Source organism: Nocardia sp. NPDC058633, assembly GCF_042717045.1.
GTDB lineage: Bacteria > Actinomycetota > Actinomycetes > Mycobacteriales > Mycobacteriaceae > Nocardia.
The window spans coordinates 75,533-94,420 of record NZ_JBHXRA010000006.1; the positions used below are offsets into that span (position 1 = coordinate 75,533).

Below are 18,888 nucleotides of genomic sequence, written 5' to 3' on the forward strand. Positions count from 1 at the left end.
CTCGCGTTGTCGCGGCTAGTTGACGAACCGCAGGTCCGAAATGGTCTCGCTCGCAACCAACATCACGTAGAAGTCGGTGAGCGCGAGGGTGCCGAGAGTGGTCCAGGCCAGCGCCATGTGGCGGGTGTTGAGCTTGGAGATCTGGGTCCAGTACCAGTACCGCACCGGGTGGGCGGAGAAATTCTTGAGACGTCCGCCCGCGATGTGCCTGCACGAGTGACACGACAGGGTGTAGGCCCACAGCAGGGTCACGTTGACCAGCAGGACGATATTGCCGAGGCCGAAACCGAAACCGCCACCGCTGCCGTGGAAGGCGGTGATCGCGTCGTAGGTGTTGATCAGCGACACCACCAACGCCACGTAGAAGAAGTAGCGGTGTGAGTTCTGGATGATCAACGGCAACCGCGACTCGCCCGTGTAGCGCGCGTGCGGCTCGGCCACCGCGCAGGCGGGCGGGGAGAGCCACACCGAGCGGTAGTAGGCCTTGCGGTAGTAGTAACAGGTCAGCCGGAAGCCGAGCAGGAACGGCAGGACCACGAAACCCAGCGGGATCCACATCGGGAGCTCGGGGAACGGGGTACCGAAGTGCGACGATCCCGGTACGCACGAGTCGCTCAGACACGGCGAATAGAACGGGGTCAGATAGTGGAACTCCGGCACCCAATAGGCCGTGCGCGCAAAGGATCTGATCGTCGCGTAGACGACGAAGGCGCCGAGCCCGAGCGCGGTGAACAGTGGTGGTAGCCACCAGCGGTCGGTGCGGAGGGTGCGCGCGGAGATACGGGCACGCGTTCTGCTGAAGACGCCGGTCCCCGCGGAGTGCGAAGCGGGGGAGGCGGTCGGTGCGGCACTCACGGTGGATGCCTCGCTGATCTTCGGGTCTGCGGTAGTGATCATTACCCACCGCGATGGATTGTGATGTGGAGCACCATACGCCTGTGTTCGAGCCGCTCGCGGTGGGTCTCACCCACTCGGTCGCCCTACATGCCGGTGATCTCGATCACAGCCGTGACGGCGGTGACGACCCGTCACGCCCGTGCAACAAACCTGTGGTGCCCTGTGACAGGTAATCCCCGGACCGGGGAGAGGAGCGTGACGCCCAATGAGAAGAGCCGCGATCGTGGCACCTGTTCGCACGCCCAGTGGCGTCGAGGGTGGGGCGCTGTCGGGTATGCCGGCCGAATGGCTGGCGACCACGGTGTTGTCCGCCGTGATCGAGCGCTCGGGGATCGACCCGCTACGCATCGACGACGTGGCGATGGCCTGTATCGACGGTGGCCTCTCCGACGTACCCGCGGTGGGCTCGCTCGCCGCCCGCGGAGCCGGATTGCCGTTCGCGGTCCCCGGTTTCGTGACCGACAAACACGGGGGCAGCGGCCTGCAGGCGGTGATCACCGCGGCGATGATGGTGCAGACCGGCGCCGCCGATGTGGTGGTCGCGGGCGGGGTGGAATGCGCGACGACCCATCCGGGGCTACCCGGTGGGACCGCGGGATTGCACAACGCCGAGCGGCTGGCCTACTACTACGGGATCGACCGCAATGCCGCCGATGAGTTCGCGGTGGCCAGTCATCGCAAGGCCGCCCGCGCCTGGCGGCAGGGTGCGTTCGCGGCCGAGGTGGTCGGGGTGGCCGCCGGGTACGGCGATCACCAGATCACCCGCGACGAAGGTGTGCGCGACGACTTGTCGACGCACACCCTGGCCGGCTTGCGTCCGCTGCTCGCCGACGGTGTGGTGACGGTCGGGAACATGAGTGCGCACCGACTCGGGGCGTCCGCGTGCCTGGTCGTGGCCGAGGATCGACTCGGCGAGCTGGGTTTGACCCCGATGGCTTTCCTCGCGGGGTGGGCCGCGGCCGGATGTGACAGTGACGGGCCCGGTCTCGGGGCGGCGCCCGCGGTGTCGAAGCTGCTCGGCCGCACCGGGTGCGCCCTCGACGAGATCGACCTGCTGGAGATCAACGAGGGCTATGCGGTCGAGGTGCTCGCGCTCGCCACCGAATGGGAACTGGACCCCCTGGATCGCCTGAACGTGAACGGCTCCGACATCGCCCTCGGCCATCCGGTCGGCGCCACGGGACTGCGGATCATGACGACGATGCTGCACGAACTCGGCCGTACCGGTGGCCGCTACGGACTCGAGGCCATCGCCCTCGGCCACGACCACGGGATCGCGGCCCTGTTCGAATCCGCCGAGGCGGACGAGCTGGTCGAAGTGCCACGAGGGGCTCGGTTCCATGGGTCGCGGGCGCGCAGGTTCGGTCGACACCGGGCTTGAGCGCGAATCGGGCCGGACCGGGAACGGGTCGGCGCGGCGACCCTGTTGACAGGGCCGCCGCGCCGGTGATCAGGTTCTACTTTGTTCTGGGGCGGGAGTGGAAGCCCAGACCTTCGTCCTGGGCGCCCATCCATGCCGCTTCGTCGGACTTGCTGTCGGGGACGTAGATCGGCTCCGACCTGCGGGGGACTGCCAATTCCGGCGGGGGTGCCTGCTCGAAGTCCTCGGCGTCGATGACGAGCCGCTCGAGATCGTTCTCCAGACGGCGGATGGTGGCCGCGTCGCCGTAGTTGGAACGCAGTGCACCGATCGATTGCCGGAGTTGGCCGACCGCGTAGCGCAGTTCCGCGATATCGCTGCGTGTCATCGTTACCTCCTGTGTATATGGCGGGCATACCGACTCGCCGGATCACGGGTACGCCCGAGAAGCCCCGGGCCGCGCTGCACCGAGCCGTGTGACTCACCACACAACGTGATCTCCACCACAATAACGGAACTTTTCGGTTTACGCCCGAAGTTGTCGGCGATCACAGGATTGCCGTCGGATAACTGTTGCCTCACCCCGCCACGGCGTAGCGGGCGCGGACACCGGCGCTCGCTCGATCGACCAGCGCGGTGAGGGAGCGGGCCACCTCCTCGGCGCAGTCGAGGACAACGCTGTGACCGGCGCCCTCGATCCGCACCAACTCGGCGCCCGCCAGCTGCGAGGCCAGCACCACCGAGTGCGCGAACGGCATCATGAGGTCGGCCGAGCCCGCCAACACCAGGGCGGGGAGATCGCCGAAGCGGGGCAGGGTGAGCGCCTCGTCGAAGTCGAGCAACGAGGTCAGAAAGCCCGACATGGTGAGCAGTGCGGTCTCGTTGAGCACGGCGGTGGCGATGGCCGCGACACGGGGATTCAGGCGCCGGGTGCCGGTGCTCGCCTCGCGGATCAGCGGCCCGAACATCCAGCGGGAGAGGCGCTTCGAGGCCTGCATCACCCGGGGCGCGTGTACGACGGCGTGTTGCAGCGAGGCGACGGCGTGCCGATTGAGCAGCCTGCCGAGGCCGACTTCGGTGATGCCGCCCGCGGCGCCGGCGATCAGGCCGATCCCGGCGACCCGGTGACCGATGGCCGCCGGGTAGAGGCGGGCATAGGCCAGCACCACCATCGCGCCCATCGAATGGCCGACCAGGACCACGGGACCGGTCGGCGCCACGGCGCGCAGCACCGCGTCGAGATCGGTGGCGAGTTGGTCGATCGTGTAGGTGGCGTGGTGTGCGTGCCCGGATTCGCCGTGGCCGCGGTGGTCGTAGAAGACCATGCGGGTGTCGGCACCCCAGTCCCGCAGCAGGTGTTCGCGCAGGAAAGCCCAGTATTCGGTGTGCAGGCAGTGGCCGTGGACGAAGACGACGGTCAGGGCCGCGTCGGCGGCGCCGAAACCGCGGACCGCGATCGGAACGCCGTCGTCGGCGACCACGGTGCAGCGGCGACCATCGGTGTCGGTGATAGGGAAGGTCTTCGACATTGCAGCCTCCTCCGTCTCCGGCGGGATGCCCCCGGAAAGGGCGTTCCTGCTGGTGTTTCGGAGAAGGTTTCCAGCGTGTTAGCTGCTCAACCCTCGCGTTACGCACCCGATGCGCAAACGATCCCGGGCAGGTTTGCACCGTTACCCAGGAAAATATTCCCTAATCTAGTGCTTGTGCTAGAACTTTGTAGATTCTGGTCGAGTGGTGTCGAGGAGGAAATTCTGCGGCTCTCTAGATGGAGCCCTAGAGAGTGGAAGAAATTCATACGCTCCGCAGATAGCGGCCGAAGTGCGGGACGGTGAAACCGATGGTGCCGCGTTCGGCCGAGTAGATGAGACCCTTCTTGATCAGGCCGTCGCGCGCGGGGGATACCGAGGCGGGCTTGCGGCCCAGCTCGGCGGCGACGGCCGACGTGGCGACCGGGGCGTCGTCGCCCGCCAGGTCGGCCATCGCGCGCATGTACTCGCGTTCGGCGGGGGTCGCGCGTTCGTAGCGGGAGCCGAAGAAGCCGACCGCCAGCTCCTCCTCGGCGGCGGGCGAGGCCACCGCGACGTCCTGCGCGGTGATCGGACTCTCGGGTGCCTGATCCCAGGCGGCCTTGCCGTAGGCCTGGACGAAATACGGGTAGCCGTCGGCTCTTCGGTAGAGCGAATCGAGCGCGGATTCGGTGAACTTCACATCCTCGCGCTCGGCGGGCGCGATGAGGGCGAGGTCGGCTGACTCGCGGTCGAGGCGGTCGATGCGGTGATAACTGAAAAGTCGCTCCGAGTAGCTTTTCGAGGCGGACAGCACCGCGGGCAGATGGGGCAGGCCCGCGCCGACGACGATCAGCGGGGCGCCGTCCTGGCTCAGCTCGTGGCAGGCACCGCAGATGGCCGAGACGTCGGCGGGGCCGAGGTCTTGCATTTCGTCGATGAAAATGCCGATGCCCACACCGATATCGGCGGCGAGGGCCGCCGCCTCCCTGAACAGCTCGATCAGATCGATCTCGATATCGCCCGAGTCGGCGCGGCCGGTCACCGCGGGCACATCGATGCCCGGCTGCCAGCGTTCGCGCATGCCCTTGTCCGCGGTGGCGCGCAGTGCGAAGGCCTTGAGGATGCCGAGGAAATCGTCGACGTGCTCTGGATTGCGGTGCGACATCGCGATCGCGCGCACCGCCATGTGCAGTGCCGAGGACAGCGGTCTGCGCAGATCCTGGTCGGGCCGGGCCTCGATCTTGCCCGTTCCCCAGCCGCGTGAGACGGCGGCGGAGCGAAGTTGGTTGAGCAGCACGGTCTTGCCGACACCACGCAGGCCGGTGAGCATCACGCTGCGTTCCGGCCGACCGCGGGCGATGCGCTCGAGCACGATGTCGAAGGCCGCGAGTTGTTTGTCGCGCCCGGCCAATTCGGGCGGACGCTGGCCGGCGCCGGGTGCATACGGATTGCGCACGGGGTCCATGCCGGATAACCGTAGCGCGTCCGCACGGGAGAATCTCGGTAACTCTGGGCTGTGTCCTAGATACTGCTAGCGAACACCAGACTGTCCGTGGATCCGAGATGGAGGGCGATGTCCGAGCAACCGATGTCCGCTGCCGAAATAGTCGCCGCTTGGCCGCTGCCCCAGGGGGCGCATCTGGCCGACACGGTCCGGCGCAACCTGCTGGCGACGCTCGAGGCGACGTTCGAGCAAGGCTATGGCGAACTGCCCCCGGAGGCGCTCGCCGACCTCGCGATCGGACCACTGGTGATCATGCTGGGCAGGCTCGAGGTCGACCTGGCCGATGCCCGCACCCGCATCGACGAACTCGAGCGCGCGCTGCGCGATCGGTAACAGACCGCGCGGCGGCGACGATGAAATCGTTACTCGCGCCGACACGCCGGTGACGGGGCCCTTGTTCTGGGCTTTTCCGGTCGGTGGAAAACAACTTGCGTGCTTCGCTGGACAGCGCTCATCACAGGCCGTAATCTTCTCGTGACTTAGTGGAGTCTGTCGGTTCGTCAGAGAAGCGGCGCCATTGGGTCACCGTCGAATAGTCCTCATCGCCAAGCGATTCGCGATGAAGCGGCGGGAGAGTAGCAAGATCGGAGACTCGTCTCGGTGGGTAAACACAGCTTGCAGCGGGATTCTCGTCTGCCGAATTCCGTCAAGGGCGCCCTTGTCATGGGCGCGGTGGCCGCTACAACCGGTGCGATGCCCGCGATTTCGCAGGCTGCCACGATCAACATCCCCGGTCTCGGTAACTTCGATCTGCCGCCAGAGCTCGAGCAGCCGGCACAGCAGGTCGAGAAGCAGCTGCAGGCAATGGTCGCCCCCCAGGGTCAGGCCGCACCGCAGCTCCCGAGCGTGAACTTCGAAAACCCCTTCCAGCAGCAGCAACAGCAGTCCGCGGGCAACATCGCCCTCGACGCCGCTCGCGCCAAGGTGGGCGCGCAGTACAACTGGGGCGCCGCCGGTCCGTCGAGCTTCGACTGCTCCGGTCTCGTGCAGTGGGCATACCGCCAGGCCGGTGTCGAACTGCCGCGCACCAGCTTCGAGCAGTCGCATGTCGGCGCTCCCGTCTCGTTCGACAACCTGCAGGCCGGTGACATCGTCATCACCAACGGTGGTGGCCACGTCGGTATCTACGCGGGCAACGGTCAGCTCCTCAACGCCGTGCAGTCGGGCACCCCGGTGTCCTACACCCAACTCAGCGCCGACGACGTCGTCACGGCTCGCCGTATCGTCTAAGGGGTGACCCCCCACGCGGTAGCGCTCGCTCGATGACTCGGCGCGGTAGCGCCCGATGACTCCAGCGCAGCAGCGCTCCGACACCCAGGCTCGCGTCGACGCGTGGACCTGGGCGGTGCGCCTGTTCAAAACACGCTCGGTCGCGGCAGAAGCTTGCCGCGCCGGGCATGTGCGCGTCAACGGGGTAGCAGCGAAACCGGCGCTGACCGTCCGCCCCGGTGACGAGATCAGGATCCGGCACGCGGGCGTCGAGCGGATCGTGATCGTCGAGCGGATCATTCACAAGCGGGTCGGCCCGCCGGTCGCCGCCCAGTGTCTGATCGACCGCAGCCCGCCGCCGCCTCCGAAGGAAGTGCTGGCCACCCTGCCGCAGCGCGAGCGTGGTGCGGGTCGGCCGACGAAACGCGAACGGCGCGAAACAGATCGGCTGATGGGCCGCACCGACTAGACCCTGAATGTTGTCGGGCGTTAGCCGCGCGCGGCAGTGGCTCGACGTGGCCCGGTGGTCGGGGTGTGGGCGATCGCCTACGGTGGCACGTATGGGTGAGCGCACGACGATGTTATCGACTGTTCTCGCCTGCTGTGTCGCTGTCGTCGCGACGGGGCCGCGGTTGCTCTGGCCGCGCGGTGCCGACACCGCATTCCTGGACGGACTCGAGGTCGCGCCCGTCCCACCCGCGCACAACACCGTGGGCCTGACCGCCCTCGTGCAGGCCGATCTGTCCGCGCCGACGGCGATCGTCGCCGAGGGGGTGCGGACGCTGCGGTCAACGCGGCTGACCATGTCGACGTTCCTGATCCGCCACCCGGACGCCACGTTCCTGGTCGACCCGGCGATCTGTGCGGGCGTGCACCAGCGGGTCCTGCCCGAGCTGCCGTTCCCGGTGCCGCTGGTGGTCGGCCCCGACAGCCCGGTGCGGGGGTTGAGCGAGGTGCTGGCCGCTCACGATCTCACCGGTAACGACATCGACTTCGTGCTGCCGACGCATCTGCACTGGGACCACGTCGCCGGGCTGTACGAAATACCCGGCCTGGTTCCGATCCGGGTGCCCAGCGTCGAATACCGCTGGGCCATGGGCGGTTCGCACGCACCGCTCGGCGTCGCCCGGGGGCCCTTGCGCGGGCGCACCTTCGACCTCTACGAACTCGACGGACCGCCGGTTCTCACCTTCGCCCGCAGCCACGACCTCTTCGGTGACGGGTCCGTCCTGATCGTGGACCTGTCCGGCCATACCCCGGGCAGCGTGGGCATCCTCCTCGCCGTCGACGACGGCTCCCGCGTCCTGCTCGCGGGCGACGCGGTCTGGAGCACCTTGCAGATCGACCTCCTGCGCGAAAAGGCCCCGCTCGTGGGCGAACTACTCGACGCCGACCGCGACCTGGCCTTCGAGGCCATCCACCGCCTGCACGCCCTGCCCGCCGATATCGAAGTGATTCCCGGCCACGACCGTGCCGCGGTCATCGCGCGCGTGGCCCCATGATCTTCGGCCGCCGATCGGCGTGGCATCCGATCGGAAGGTCAGCCCGCCAGACCGGCGGCGACACTGGAATACCTGGGGCGCCAAGCTAATTCGTCCTGTGCGAGCCGGCTCGAGATGCGCATCGAGGTGTCGGACATGAGCGCGCCGATATAGGGGACAGCCAGCCGGATCATCCACGCGGGCAAACGGATCGGGCGCGGGGTGCGCCGACTGCGGGACACCTGCGCGAAGAACTCCTGCCAGGTGATCGGGTTGTCGTCGGCGATGTTGTAGGCGCGACCGGGTATACCGCGTTCGAGTGCGGCGACAGTCGCGGCGGCCGCGTCATCGACGTGGACCCAGGTGTTGACACCGCCGGCGCCCCACGGTCCGACCGGCCTGTGCTTGCGCATCATGTCCGCGAACAGATCGCTGAACGCGCCGGGACCGTAGAACAGCCCGTACCGCAACGCGATGGCATCGACACCGGACGCGTCGAACACCTGGCGCTCGCCCGAAACGCACGCGCGAACCACCTCGTCGGCCACCCCACCGTCGAAGACCCCGAACCGATCGCGCTCGGTGACGAGCCGGTCGCCATGGTCGTGGTACCCGTAGCCGAGGATCAGCGATTGGGTGAGAAACCGCCGGGCGCCGACCACCTCCGCGGCACCGAGCAGGTTGGCTGTGCCCACCGTCCGCAGCAGCCCGGTCGGGTCGTCGGCCGGAATTCGGCGCGCTACCTTCACCTCGCGCAAGGCGGTGGTCTGATGGATCACGGCGTCGGCACGGGTGCCGTCGACAGCGCGCAGCAGGGCGTCGCGGTCGAGCACATCGGCGGTGAGCGGGGTGGCGCCGAGCTCGCGTGCGATCGAGTGCGAACTCGGGGTGCGCACGAGCGCCGAGACCGTATGCCCGTTCGCGATCAACGCGCGGATCAGCGGGCGGCCGATGGCCCCGGTGGCGCCGGCGAGCAGAACCTGCATGGTCGTTCCTTCCGGTCGAGTAGGTGTTCACCTACTCTCTGGACGGGGTACAGCCTGTCTTTGTGACGCCCTGTGATCGGCCTCACGCCACCGGGGAACGACCGTACCGATTGGGTCATGTCACGGCCTGTCCGCGGCGTGTCGGTGTGTATCGTGCGGCTCATGCGAGTCGACGGTCGGGAGATCCCGGTCACGGGAAAACTCCTGCAACCGCTGATCCGGCGTACCAGTGACATCGTCCGGGTGGTGCTGGCTGGGCTTGGCGTTGCCGTGGTGGTCGCGGGCTCGCTGATCACCCGACCGGAGTGGCTGGCGCTGGAACGCTCGGTCGCCAATATCGTCGGGTTCCTCAGCCGGGACCAGTCGACCATGGTGTACCTGATCTACGGGATGCTCATCCTGGCACTGCCGTTCGCCATCTTCATCGAACTCGTGCTGCGCAGGCAGTGGAAGCTGCTCGCCGGGTACGCGGCGGCGGGCCTGCTCGCCGCGCTCGCCCTGTCGATCACCGGCGCGGGCATCTCCACGCCGAAATGGCACCTGCCGGTCCCGGACCGCTTCGATACCTTCCTGTCGCAATTCCTCGACGACCCGCGCTGGATCGCGATGCTCGCGGCCATGCTCACCGTGTCGAGCCCATGGCTGCCGGTGCGACCGCGGCGCTGGATGTGGTTTCTGCTGTTGATGTTCGCGCCCATCCACCTGGTGGTGAGTTCGGTGGTGCCCGCGCGGGCGATGCTCGGCCTGGTCGTCGGCTGGCTGGTCGGCGCGGTGATCGTCTGGCTCGTCGGCACGCCGGCGCTCGAGGTGCCACTCGACGGCGCGGTTCGAGTGCTCGCGGGGCGCGGTTACACCGTGAAAGCCTTTCGGGTCGACCGGCCTGCCGGGCGCGGACCGCTGCTGCTCGCCACCGAGGTCGACGGGCCCGAAGACGAGATCGTCGTCGAGCTGTACGGCAAGAACCAGCGCAGCTTCGGCGCGATCCGGCAGGTATGGCGCTGGATCACGTTCCGTTCCAGCGAGACCGCGCCACTGCACGGGTCGATGCACCGGGCGGTGGAACATCGGGCGCTGCTCGGCATCGCGATCGGTGATCTCGGGATGGCCGACAGTCATCAGGTCGCGGTGGCAGGTCTGAGCCGTGGCTGGATGTTGTACGCGCACACCATGCCTCGCGGTACGCAGATCGCGTCGTTGTCGGCACAGGTACTGCCCGGGGTGTGGCGTTCGCTGCTGCGCCTGCACGCGAACCAGATCAGCCTCGGCGATCTGCAACCCGATTTCGTGCGAGTCAGCCAGGGCGACACCCTGTTCGGTGGTTTCGCCGCCGCCGAATTCGGCGCCGCCGAAGCCCAACGCCAGACCGATATCGCCCAGCTACTGGTGACCTCGACCTCGCTCTACGGCAAACACGAGGCGGTCTCGACGGCGATCGAGGTGCTCGGCGAGGACAAGGTCGCCTACGCGGCCAGGCGCCTGACGAAATCGTCTATGTCGATCGGCATCCGAAAGTCGTTGCCGCAGTGGACCAAGGTGATGGCTACCGCCCGCGAGGAGGTGCGCAGGCAAACCGGCCACGACCGCATCCAGTCCACTCAGATCACGCGCTTCACGCGCAACCAACTCATTCAGCTCGTGCTGCTGGTCGCGCTGGTCTATGTGGCGTACCCGTTCTTCAGCCAGGTGCCGACATTCTTCAGTCAGCTGCGCACGCTGAATTGGTGGTGGGCGCTCGCGGGTCTGGCCGTGTCGGGGTTGACCTATCTCGGTGCCGCCGCCGCGCTCGGCGCCTGCGCCGACGGGCTGATCAAGATCCGCTATCTGGTCGTGGAGCAGCTGGCCAACACCTTCGTGGCCACGACCACCCCCGCCGGCGTCGGCGGGTTGGCGCTGAGTGTGCGGTTCCTGCAGAAGGCGGGCATGTCGACGCTGCGCGCGACCGCCGCGGTGGCGATGCAGCAGTCGATGCAGGTGCTCACCCACCTGGTGCTGCTCGTGACGTTCAGCGTGGTGGCCGGCACGTCGAGCAACCTGGCTCACATCGTGCCCGACGCGACGGTGCTGTATCTGGCCGCGGGCGTCGGTGTCGGGCTGATCGGCGCGTTCATGTTCGTGCCGACTCTGCGTCGCTGGGTGAATCATTCGGTGCGCCCGCAGGTGAAGGAAGTGCTGGGCGAACTCGCCGACCTCGCGAAGGACCCGAAGCGTTTCGTGGTCATCGTCGGTGGCTGCGGTGCGATCACCCTCGGCCAGGCGCTGGCGCTGTGGACGAGCGTGGAAGCCTTCGGCGGTGGCACCGATTTCGTGGCCGTCACCATCGTCACCATGATCGGCGGCACGCTGGCCTCGGCCGCGCCGACACCCGGTGGCGTCGGCGCGGTCGAGGCCGCGCTGATCGGTGGTCTGGCCGCCTTCGGCGTTCCGGCCGAGATCGCGGTCCCCGCGGTACTGCTCTACCGCGTGCTGACCTGTTGGATACCGGTCGCGTTGGGCTGGCCGGTCATGCGCTGGCTCGACAAGAAGGACATGATCTGAATTTCTGGAGCGCTGGCGCGCTCGAGTCGCGGCCCTTCGGGCCCCGATTCTTCCCTCCCTACGGGTACTCCTTCGTCGCACCCTTCGGTCAGTCCAGAATCGGGCGGGCCGCGAAGACGAGACTTCGGGTGTACTCGACCGGGTCGGTTGGTCAGCCGGCTCGTAGTGCGATCACGAGGCCGTCCTTCGAGCACACCTGGGGGACTTGGGCATCGGGCTGGGAGTTGCACTGCCAGCCTTCGACGACGACCGAATCCGAGGGGGCGATCGTGGTGACGTAGGCGGTGGCCACGTTGATCGCCTCGGTGCAGCCGGGGCGCCCGTCGGCGGTGCCGATCGCGATCACGGTGCGGGTGGCGCCGCCCGCGTCGGTGACCGGTCCGCAGTTCACGTCGTCCACGACCGGGGGCGGGACGGGCGGGACGCTGCTGGTGGTGGTGACCGGGGGCACGGTCGGGTTGACCGTGCGGACCGGGCTGGGTGCGGGCGGTGGGGGTGTGGCCGGTGCGGCGTTGCCTCGCAGGCCGATGGTCAGGCCCTGGTCGACGCAGATGTGCGGCACGGAACTGTCGGGCTGGGGTTGGCACAGCCAGCCGTCGACGGCGGCGGCGTCACCGGTGCGCGCGGCGCCCAGGTAGTCGGAGACGACGGTGATCGCCTCGGTACAGCCTGCCCGGCCCGCGGCGGAGGCGAACACGATGACATCGGCGGAAGCGCCGTTGCCGCCGGTGACCGGTCCGCAGTTCACGTCCTGGAGGGCGGGCTGGGGTGGATGCGTGGGGCTCGGCGGCGGCAGGGGCGCGGCCGAGCTGCCGGTCAGCTTCGTCGCGGTGCTGGTCGCGGCGGCCGTCGTGGGTGCGGGGGTGGTGCTCGACGTGTGGGCCGAGTGGTCTTCGCCGTCCTTGCCGCAGCCCGACAAGCCTGCGATCACGGCGAGCGCGGCAACCGCGCTCGTGGCGAGTCGCGTGGTTCGCACAATTCCTCCCGAGATGTTCAGCCGCCCCGTTGCCCGCGTATTCAAGCACGGTGTCGCGCAGTGCTGTCTGATCCAGGTGCGCGCGTTGCCCGGTGATATTTCCGCCGGTCGCGGTACGCGCAGGTCGGCTACTGCCGAATTGCCCAATGCTTGCTGAACGGGCTGTTCGGTTGGTTGCTCGGGATGAACAGCCGTGCGTCGTGAACCGCCCCACAGCGAAAGCAGGGGCGTGCGGGGGCGGGGCCCACCGCCTAAACTGTCTGGGACGTAGTCGGATCATGACCGAGAGGTGTTTCTTCGATGGGATCCCGGACGGTGGTCGCCGACGTCGCCGACGAGTTGGCACGCCGGGTGGCCACCGGCGAGTACCGGCCCGGCGAGTTGATGCCGTCGGTACGCCAGGTCGCCGACGAGTTCGGGATGAATCGCGCCACCGCCCAGCTCATCCTCGGCCGGCTCGAGTCCTACGGATTCGTCGAGGCCCGACGAGGCAAGGGATTCACCATCCGCGATGTCCGCGTCGAGGGTGGCATGGACGTCTACCGGCACCTGTTCCGGTTCTCGATCACCGCGCCCGCGGTCGCCGCCGAGATGTTCACCGACATCGTCGAGGTGGAGCGCGGCATCGTGGGCGAGGCACTGCTCGCCTACACCGCCGGGAAAAAGGTGCTCGATCCGGCCGAACTCTCCGCCGACGTCGACGAACTGGAGGCGATGGCGCGCCACGCCGTGCCCGACCACGCGCGCATCATCACCGCGGAGATCGCGCTGGTGCGCAAGCTGCTCGGCGTGCTCGACATGAGTATGCAACGCGCGGTACTGAATTCGATCGCGGATATGGTCGTCGAGGTGCCCGAGGCGGTCGCCGCCTACTTCGCCGTCGCCGCCGACCTGCATGTGCTCGTCTGGCGGGCGCTGCTCGCGGTGTGGGACGCCGAATCCGCCCCGAGCGACGCGCAACTGGCGCTGTTCGAGGACCTGTTCGCGCTCTATCACGAGAAGGTGATCGCCCGCTTCGGCCAACTCGTCGGCGAGACACCGGTCCATACCGTGCCGCTGAGTTCAGCTGTCTGAGTCGGGCTTGTTCGTCGCGTTCGCGGCGCGATGCCACGGCAGATGACGTGGCACGACCGTGCCGACGATCGCGCTGACCCGCGGCGGATGCGCCGTCGCCAGGCCCGATCCGACCATCACGCCGAGCGCGATCGCCATCACCGAGAGCAGTGCCGACACCAGCACCTCCAGCCCGCCGCTCGAGACACCCGACATGGAGTGCGTGACCAGGTCGGAGATGCCGGTGAGGCTGATTCCGCCGGGCACCAGCATCCAGAAGGCGGGCAGGAACGCCACCTGCGTCGGCGGCGCGTGCTTGCGGCTCTGGATCAGGTACGCCGCGTTCACGGCTACGAGCCCGCCGAGGAATGTGCCGGTCAGCGGGCCGGACACATGCTTGCCGAGGACCTGGGCCGCATAGGTGATGTAGAGGACGAGCAAGAGCCAGCCCACCGTGTTCTGGGGCGCGCTCGACCGCCACGAATGCCCGTAGCCGATCAGCAGCACCCCGACCAGCGGTGCCCACCACCCCAATTGGGCAGTGCTCACCGGTGGATCCGACAGCGGGCCGAGCACACTGATCCCCACATACGAGCCCAATGCGAGCAGGAACAGCATGTTGATGCCGTAAACGACGCGGCTGGCGCCTGCCACCATCGACCCGGTGGCCAGTTCGATGGTGCCGTTGGTGAGCATCGCGCCGGGCAGCAGCGTCGCCACCGCCGGTATCAACAACTGCTGTGGCTGCCCACCGGCGAGCGCGCCGGAAAAGCCGTACGCCAGCATCGCGACCACCGCCGACGCGACCACCGGCAACGCCATCGACAGCAGCTTCACCTTGTCGGCGAGCTGGGTCAGCACGCCGACGACCAGGCCGAGCACTACGTAGCCGACCAACGCCCGCGCGCCCGGATTGAGCATCATGCCGACGCCGACGGTCAGCACAACCTGCCCGAGCAGGATCAGCCATGGCGGACTTCCGGGCTTCTGGGTCAGGATCTTGTCGAGATCCTTCGATGCCAGGCTCGGCGGCGGCGCGTCCTGCTCGATCTGGTCGATGAGCCGATAGAGGCCGTCGATCTGGTCCAGCGGCAGGGTGCCGACGCGGGCATCGAGCATGTCGACCGCGGAGCTCTCGTCGGTGCGCACGCGGACGAACACCGCGGTGGGCAACACCATGAAGTGGATGTTGTCGGTGCCGTAGCGCCGCGACAGCCGGTCGAGGATCACCTGCACCCGGGCGGACGTCTCGCCCGCGCCGACCAGCGCTACACCGATACGGCACAGCAGATTCAGCAGATCGGCGGGCACGGGCGGGTCGACGGGTCCGTGCCCGGTGGGCCGGGGCGGGGCCTTCGCGTATTCCTCGCGGATCATGGCGATGGCGTGGGTGACCCCGGTCCTGGCCACCTTCCAGGTCTTGCTCGCGTAGTCCTCCGAAGCCATGTCACCGCCGTCCGCAACCGTTGGGCAAGGCCGCGGGCGGTGCGCGCCGCCGCACACCCTCCCGCATCGCTGGTGAGATATGCCGAGTCTAGGGCAGCTGCGATGAGGAGGGGCGCGGTGAAGGCCGGGGAGTGCGGGGGACCGGGCGCGACCGACAGCTATCGGCCGGTCACCGAGCGAATGCCTCGGGTCAGCGGTTGAGTTCGGTGAGGCGATCGTAGGCGGTGACGTACTCCTCGACGAGCCGGTTGATCACGTCGGCGCTGCGTTCGACCTTGTTCATCATGCCGACCACCTGGCCGACCGGGTTGAAGTTCACGTCCTTGGCGGCCTCGGGGTAACGGTGTCCGCGTTTGACGCCGTCGAGGGCGACCATCATCTGCAACGGCATCGGCAGCGGGTCGGGGGTCTCGGTGGATTCCCAGGCGTCGGTCCAGTCGTTGCGCAGCATGCGGCACGGCTTGCCGGTCCAGGACCGCGAGCGGATGGTGTCGTGGCTGCTCGCCTCGAGGTAAGTGTCCATCTGCGCGGGCGGCACGTTGGCCTCCTCGACGGTGAGCCACAGCGACCCGGTCCACGCGCCCGCGGCGCCCATCGCCAGCGCCGCCGCGACCTGCGCGCCGTTGCCGATGCCACCGGCGGCCAACACCGGCGTATCGCCGATCGCGTCGATCACCTGCGGCCACAGCACCAGCGAGGACACCTCGCCGCAGTGCCCGCCGCCCTCGGTGCCCTGGCACACCACGAAGTCGAGGCCTGCCGCCTTGTGGTTCATCGCGTGCTTGACCGAACCGCACAGCGCGCCGATCACCCGGCCGGAATCCTGGATGCGCTTGACCACATCCTCGGGCGGGGTGCCGAGCGCGTTGGCCACCAGCTTGGCCTTGGGGTGGTTCAGGATGACATCGACCTGCGGACCCGCGGTGGTCGCGGTCCAGCCGAGCAGTTCGTTGTGGTGCTCGCCGTCGGGCAGCGCGGGCACGTTGTGATCGGTGAGGATCTGCTGGGCGAAATCGCGATGGCCCTGCGGAACCATCTGAGCCAGTTGCTTTTCCAACTGCTCGGGGGAGAGTCCGTCGACGCCCTTGCCCTCGTATTTCGACGGGATCACCAGGTCGACGCCGTAGATCCCGGTGACGTGTTCATCGAGCCAGGCCAGCTCCACCTCGAGCTGTTCGGCGGTGAAGCCGACCGCGCCGAGCACCCCCAACCCGCCCGCGTTGCTCACTGCCGCCACGACGTCGCGGCAGTGGGTGAAGGCGAAGAGGGGGAACTCGATGCCGAGCTGTTCGCAGAATTCGGTACGCATACCGAACTGTAACACGTTCTAGTTTGGTCGAGAACGGTTAATTTCTACAGCGCGGCATCCTCCAGCGCGGCCAGTGAGTCCTCGAGGTGATCGAGCAGTCGGTGCAGGTCGGGCAGCGTGCGGCGGCAGCCGACCAGTCCGAAATCGAGGTTGTCGCCGCTGGAGGTGAGCGTGATGTTCACGGCCTGTCCGTCGAGCGGGATCGACAGCGGGTAGGTGGCATCGAGGCGCGCGCCGTTCCAGTACAGCGACTCGTTCGCCCCGGGCACATTCGAGATGACGATATTGAACGGCGGCGTCGCCACCGAGGCGAACCCGGGCAGCAGCATCGCCGCCAGCGGGCTCAGCATCACCGCGGCCATCGCCAGCGTCTGGGTCGGCGAGAGCGAGCTGTACACCTCCTTGTTGCGGCGCGTCGATTCGCTCACCACCCGGAGCCGTTCCAGCGGATCGGCGACATCGGTGCCCAGATTGCACAGCAGCGCCGCGACTTTCACGCCCTGGCTGTCGACGTCGTCTTCCTCGCGCAACGACATCGGCACCAGCGCGATCATCGGCTTGTCCGGTAAGGCATTGCGCTCCAACAGGTAGGACCGCAGCGCGCCCGCCGACATCGCCAGCACCACATCGTTGACGGTGGCGCCCGTCGCCTTCTTCACCTGCTTGACCCGGTCCAGCGACCAGGTGCGCACCGCGCACTTGCGCGCCCCACCGATCGGCACATTGAACGGCGTGCGCGGCGCCTCGAACGGCAGGGTGAGCTGCTGTTGCAGCAGGCCGGTGCGGGTGGCCTTGACCAGCGCGGTGGTCGACGAGCGCGCCGAGGTGACGGTATCGATCAGCCCACCGAGCCGGGATTTGCCGGGGCGGGCCGGGCCGAGCTTGCGCGGCAGATTCCACGGGCGCATGAGCTCGGTGGCGAACGGATCGGTGGTCAGCGTGCGGCGCATGAGGCGCTGGGCCGAAACACCGTCTACCAGTGCGTGGTGCATCTTCGAATAGAGCGCGAAGCGCCCGTCGGCCAGGCCCTCGACGAAGTGCAGCTCCCACATCGGGCGGTGCCGGTCGAGCAGGCCGCTGTGCAACGCCGACGCGTGGTCGAGCAGCTGGTCGATATGTCCCGGCCCGGGCAGGGCGCTGTGCTGGACGTGGTAGTCCAGGTCGACGTCGTCGTCCTGGGTCCACGCCATCTGCGGTGCGCCCAGCCAGGTGGCGGGCCGCTTGCTGAAAGTCGGCCGAACGGTCTTGTCGGCCAACAAGGTTTCGCGGAACTCGCGCAGATATTCGGGCCCGGCGTCTTCGGGCGGTTCGAAAAGCTGCAGTGAGCCGACGTGCATCGGGTGCTCGCGAGATTCCGCGAGCAAGAACAGCGCATCCAACGGCGCGATGAAATCCATAAGAGATCGCCCCCTGACGAGAGTGGTTCGGTACAAAGTCTTCAGACGATCGACCACGCTGTCGGGTACGGCACCCCTGCGTGCCGTATTTCCACGTTACCCGCCTGTAGGGTGCCGCGTCAGCTGTTCGCCCCAGACCATCGCGAACTCCATGGTGTCCCGGGGGATGCTCGACTCGCGGAACAGGGTGCGGGAAGATCCCGTGTGCGTCTCGGAAAAAGGTATTCCGACCTGGTTGTTCTGTCGAATGTCAGACCTTCACGGTCTGCGCTTCGCGTGGGTCGACAGCGTCGCGCGGATCGTCTTCCCGTGGTGTCTCGGTCACACGCTGCGTTTCGACGGACTGCTGCGGGTCGGACGGTTGCGGCTCGGACTGCCGCGGGTCGGACTGCTGCGGGTCGGACGGTTGCGGCTCGGACTGTTGCGGCTCGGACTGTTGCGGCTCGGGCGACGGCTCCGGCTCCGGCTCCGCGGGCGGCGCCTGGGTCGCCTCCTCGAATTCCGCTTCTTCGGTGCGGGTTTCGGCAACCGGCGGCTGCGGTACCGGAACAGGCTCTACCCCAGTGCCTTTGGTGGCGATCTCGATACCGAGTTCGATGCGCGTGGTCTCGACCAGCGCCCGCTCCTGCTCGGCGGCGTGGCGCATCGCCTTCTGCCACAGCGACGCCATCTCCTCGAGCTCCTCGACGGTGGCCTCCACGTCGATGTGCAGCTTCAGTCGCTGCATCGTGATGTGCTGGGCGACGGTGAGGGTGCGCAGCAGGTCCTCGCACTTGTTGGGAATCCGGCGATGCGCCACCACCCGCAAGCGAGTCAGCATGCCGCCGGGGCGATCCCAGATCACATTGTGGATCTGCGCTCCGGCACTGTCGATTTCGTCGGCCGTGACCAGATCCCACTCGCCGCAGGTGGTCAGATCGGCCCGTACCGAGGCCGAGGTCTCCAGGATCGACGCGACCGCGGCGAGTACCGCTTCGCGGCGCCAGGCTTCGTGATCGCGCTGGTCACCCACCATATTCGACAGCTCGACGTTGCGCTGCGCGGCGTCGAGTGCCTGCCTGCCGCGTTCGTCGGCGGCCGTGATTCCCTCACGGTGGGTTCGGTTGTTGGCGATGACGCCGACCAGAACTGCGCCGGCGACAGGGAGCGATCCGAGGAGAGGGAGCCACTGAGTCACCAAGCGATCATTGCACCGGTGTCGGCAACAGTCACCATGATCGGCGCGTT

At 67.9% G+C, this 18,888-nt stretch carries 17 protein-coding genes; 7 read left to right on the forward strand and 10 right to left on the reverse strand.

The annotated features are described in order from the left end of the window. Positions 1 to 15: 15 nt before the first annotated feature. The gene (locus ACFWUR_RS09280; RefSeq protein WP_378904990.1) at positions 16 to 855 is read right to left on the reverse strand and encodes a hypothetical protein; all 840 of its coding nucleotides are present in this window, start codon (positions 853 to 855) and stop codon (positions 16 to 18) included. A gap of 247 nt (positions 856 to 1,102) precedes the next feature. On the opposite strand from ACFWUR_RS09280, the gene ACFWUR_RS09285 reads away from it, so the two are divergent. Continuing rightward, on the forward strand, positions 1,103 to 2,278 hold the full coding sequence (locus ACFWUR_RS09285; protein ID WP_378904388.1) for an acetyl-CoA acetyltransferase: 1,176 nt from the start codon (positions 1,103 to 1,105) through the stop codon (positions 2,276 to 2,278). A gap of 76 nt (positions 2,279 to 2,354) precedes the next feature. Here the strand turns inward: ACFWUR_RS09285 and ACFWUR_RS09290 are convergent, their stop codons facing one another. From ACFWUR_RS09290 to ACFWUR_RS09300, 3 genes are all read right to left on the reverse strand, one after another. Then, positions 2,355 to 2,645, reverse strand: coding sequence for a hypothetical protein (locus ACFWUR_RS09290; RefSeq protein ID WP_056824003.1), 291 nt, complete (start codon positions 2,643 to 2,645; stop codon positions 2,355 to 2,357). 190 nt (positions 2,646 to 2,835) lie between these two features. Then, positions 2,836 to 3,786, reverse strand: a complete 951-nt coding sequence (locus ACFWUR_RS09295; RefSeq protein ID WP_378904390.1) for an alpha/beta fold hydrolase — start codon at positions 3,784 to 3,786, stop codon at positions 2,836 to 2,838. Positions 3,787 to 4,048: 262 nt separating this feature from the next. Then, a complete protein-coding gene (locus tag ACFWUR_RS09300; RefSeq protein WP_378904393.1) occupies positions 4,049 to 5,230 on the reverse strand; it encodes an AAA family ATPase in 1,182 nt (393 codons plus the stop codon). A gap of 108 nt (positions 5,231 to 5,338) precedes the next feature. Here ACFWUR_RS09300 and ACFWUR_RS09305 point away from each other — a divergent pair, with 108 nt between their 5' ends. The 4 genes from ACFWUR_RS09305 (at position 5,339) to ACFWUR_RS09320 (ending at position 7,980) form a co-directional block, all read left to right on the forward strand. Beyond that, on the forward strand, positions 5,339 to 5,602 hold the full coding sequence (locus ACFWUR_RS09305; protein WP_378904396.1) for a hypothetical protein: 264 nt from the start codon (positions 5,339 to 5,341) through the stop codon (positions 5,600 to 5,602). Between the two features lie 330 nt (positions 5,603 to 5,932). Continuing rightward, a complete protein-coding gene (locus ACFWUR_RS09310) occupies positions 5,933 to 6,499 on the forward strand; it encodes a C40 family peptidase (RefSeq protein ID WP_378904993.1) in 567 nt (188 codons plus the stop codon). Positions 6,500 to 6,554: 55 nt separating this feature from the next. Beyond that, positions 6,555 to 6,947 carry an RNA-binding S4 domain-containing protein gene (locus ACFWUR_RS09315; protein ID WP_378904399.1) on the forward strand — a complete coding sequence of 131 codons (393 nt, stop codon included), beginning with the start codon at positions 6,555 to 6,557 and terminating at the stop codon, positions 6,945 to 6,947. Positions 6,948 to 7,038: 91 nt separating this feature from the next. Beyond that, positions 7,039 to 7,980 (forward strand): MBL fold metallo-hydrolase, encoded by a 942-nt coding sequence (locus ACFWUR_RS09320; protein ID WP_378904402.1) that lies wholly within the window; start codon positions 7,039 to 7,041, stop codon positions 7,978 to 7,980. Between the two features lie 38 nt (positions 7,981 to 8,018). Here ACFWUR_RS09320 and ACFWUR_RS09325 read toward each other — a convergent pair whose 3' ends face one another. Further along, positions 8,019 to 8,945 carry an NAD-dependent epimerase/dehydratase family protein gene (locus tag ACFWUR_RS09325; protein WP_378904405.1) on the reverse strand — a complete coding sequence of 309 codons (927 nt, stop codon included), beginning with the start codon at positions 8,943 to 8,945 and terminating at the stop codon, positions 8,019 to 8,021. Between the two features lie 162 nt (positions 8,946 to 9,107). Between ACFWUR_RS09325 and ACFWUR_RS09330 the strand changes: the two genes are divergently transcribed. Beyond that, on the forward strand, positions 9,108 to 11,480 hold the full coding sequence (locus ACFWUR_RS09330) for a YbhN family protein (protein WP_378904408.1): 2,373 nt from the start codon (positions 9,108 to 9,110) through the stop codon (positions 11,478 to 11,480). Positions 11,481 to 11,631: 151 nt separating this feature from the next. Here ACFWUR_RS09330 and ACFWUR_RS09335 read toward each other — a convergent pair whose 3' ends face one another. Further along, positions 11,632 to 12,456 carry a hypothetical protein gene (locus ACFWUR_RS09335; protein WP_378904411.1) on the reverse strand — a complete coding sequence of 275 codons (825 nt, stop codon included), beginning with the start codon at positions 12,454 to 12,456 and terminating at the stop codon, positions 11,632 to 11,634. Between the two features lie 300 nt (positions 12,457 to 12,756). On the opposite strand from ACFWUR_RS09335, the gene ACFWUR_RS09340 reads away from it, so the two are divergent. Then, a complete protein-coding gene (locus ACFWUR_RS09340; protein ID WP_378904414.1) occupies positions 12,757 to 13,530 on the forward strand; it encodes a GntR family transcriptional regulator in 774 nt (257 codons plus the stop codon). Here ACFWUR_RS09340 and ACFWUR_RS09345 read toward each other — a convergent pair. The 4 genes from ACFWUR_RS09345 to ACFWUR_RS09360 all read right to left on the reverse strand — a co-directional run bounded on the left by ACFWUR_RS09345 (position 13,519) and on the right by ACFWUR_RS09360 (position 18,838). After that, the gene (locus tag ACFWUR_RS09345; RefSeq protein ID WP_378904417.1) at positions 13,519 to 14,955 is read right to left on the reverse strand and encodes a threonine/serine exporter ThrE family protein; all 1,437 of its coding nucleotides are present in this window, start codon (positions 14,953 to 14,955) and stop codon (positions 13,519 to 13,521) included. The genes ACFWUR_RS09340 and ACFWUR_RS09345 overlap by 12 nt on opposite strands. Before the next feature lie 190 nt (positions 14,956 to 15,145). Further along, positions 15,146 to 16,264 (reverse strand): NAD(P)H-dependent flavin oxidoreductase, encoded by a 1,119-nt coding sequence (locus ACFWUR_RS09350; RefSeq protein WP_378904420.1) that lies wholly within the window; start codon positions 16,262 to 16,264, stop codon positions 15,146 to 15,148. A gap of 44 nt (positions 16,265 to 16,308) precedes the next feature. Then, positions 16,309 to 17,661 (reverse strand): wax ester/triacylglycerol synthase family O-acyltransferase, encoded by a 1,353-nt coding sequence (locus ACFWUR_RS09355; protein ID WP_378904423.1) that lies wholly within the window; start codon positions 17,659 to 17,661, stop codon positions 16,309 to 16,311. 250 nt (positions 17,662 to 17,911) lie between these two features. Further along, positions 17,912 to 18,838 carry a hypothetical protein gene (locus ACFWUR_RS09360; protein WP_378904426.1) on the reverse strand — a complete coding sequence of 309 codons (927 nt, stop codon included), beginning with the start codon at positions 18,836 to 18,838 and terminating at the stop codon, positions 17,912 to 17,914. Positions 18,839 to 18,888 lie beyond the last annotated feature (50 nt).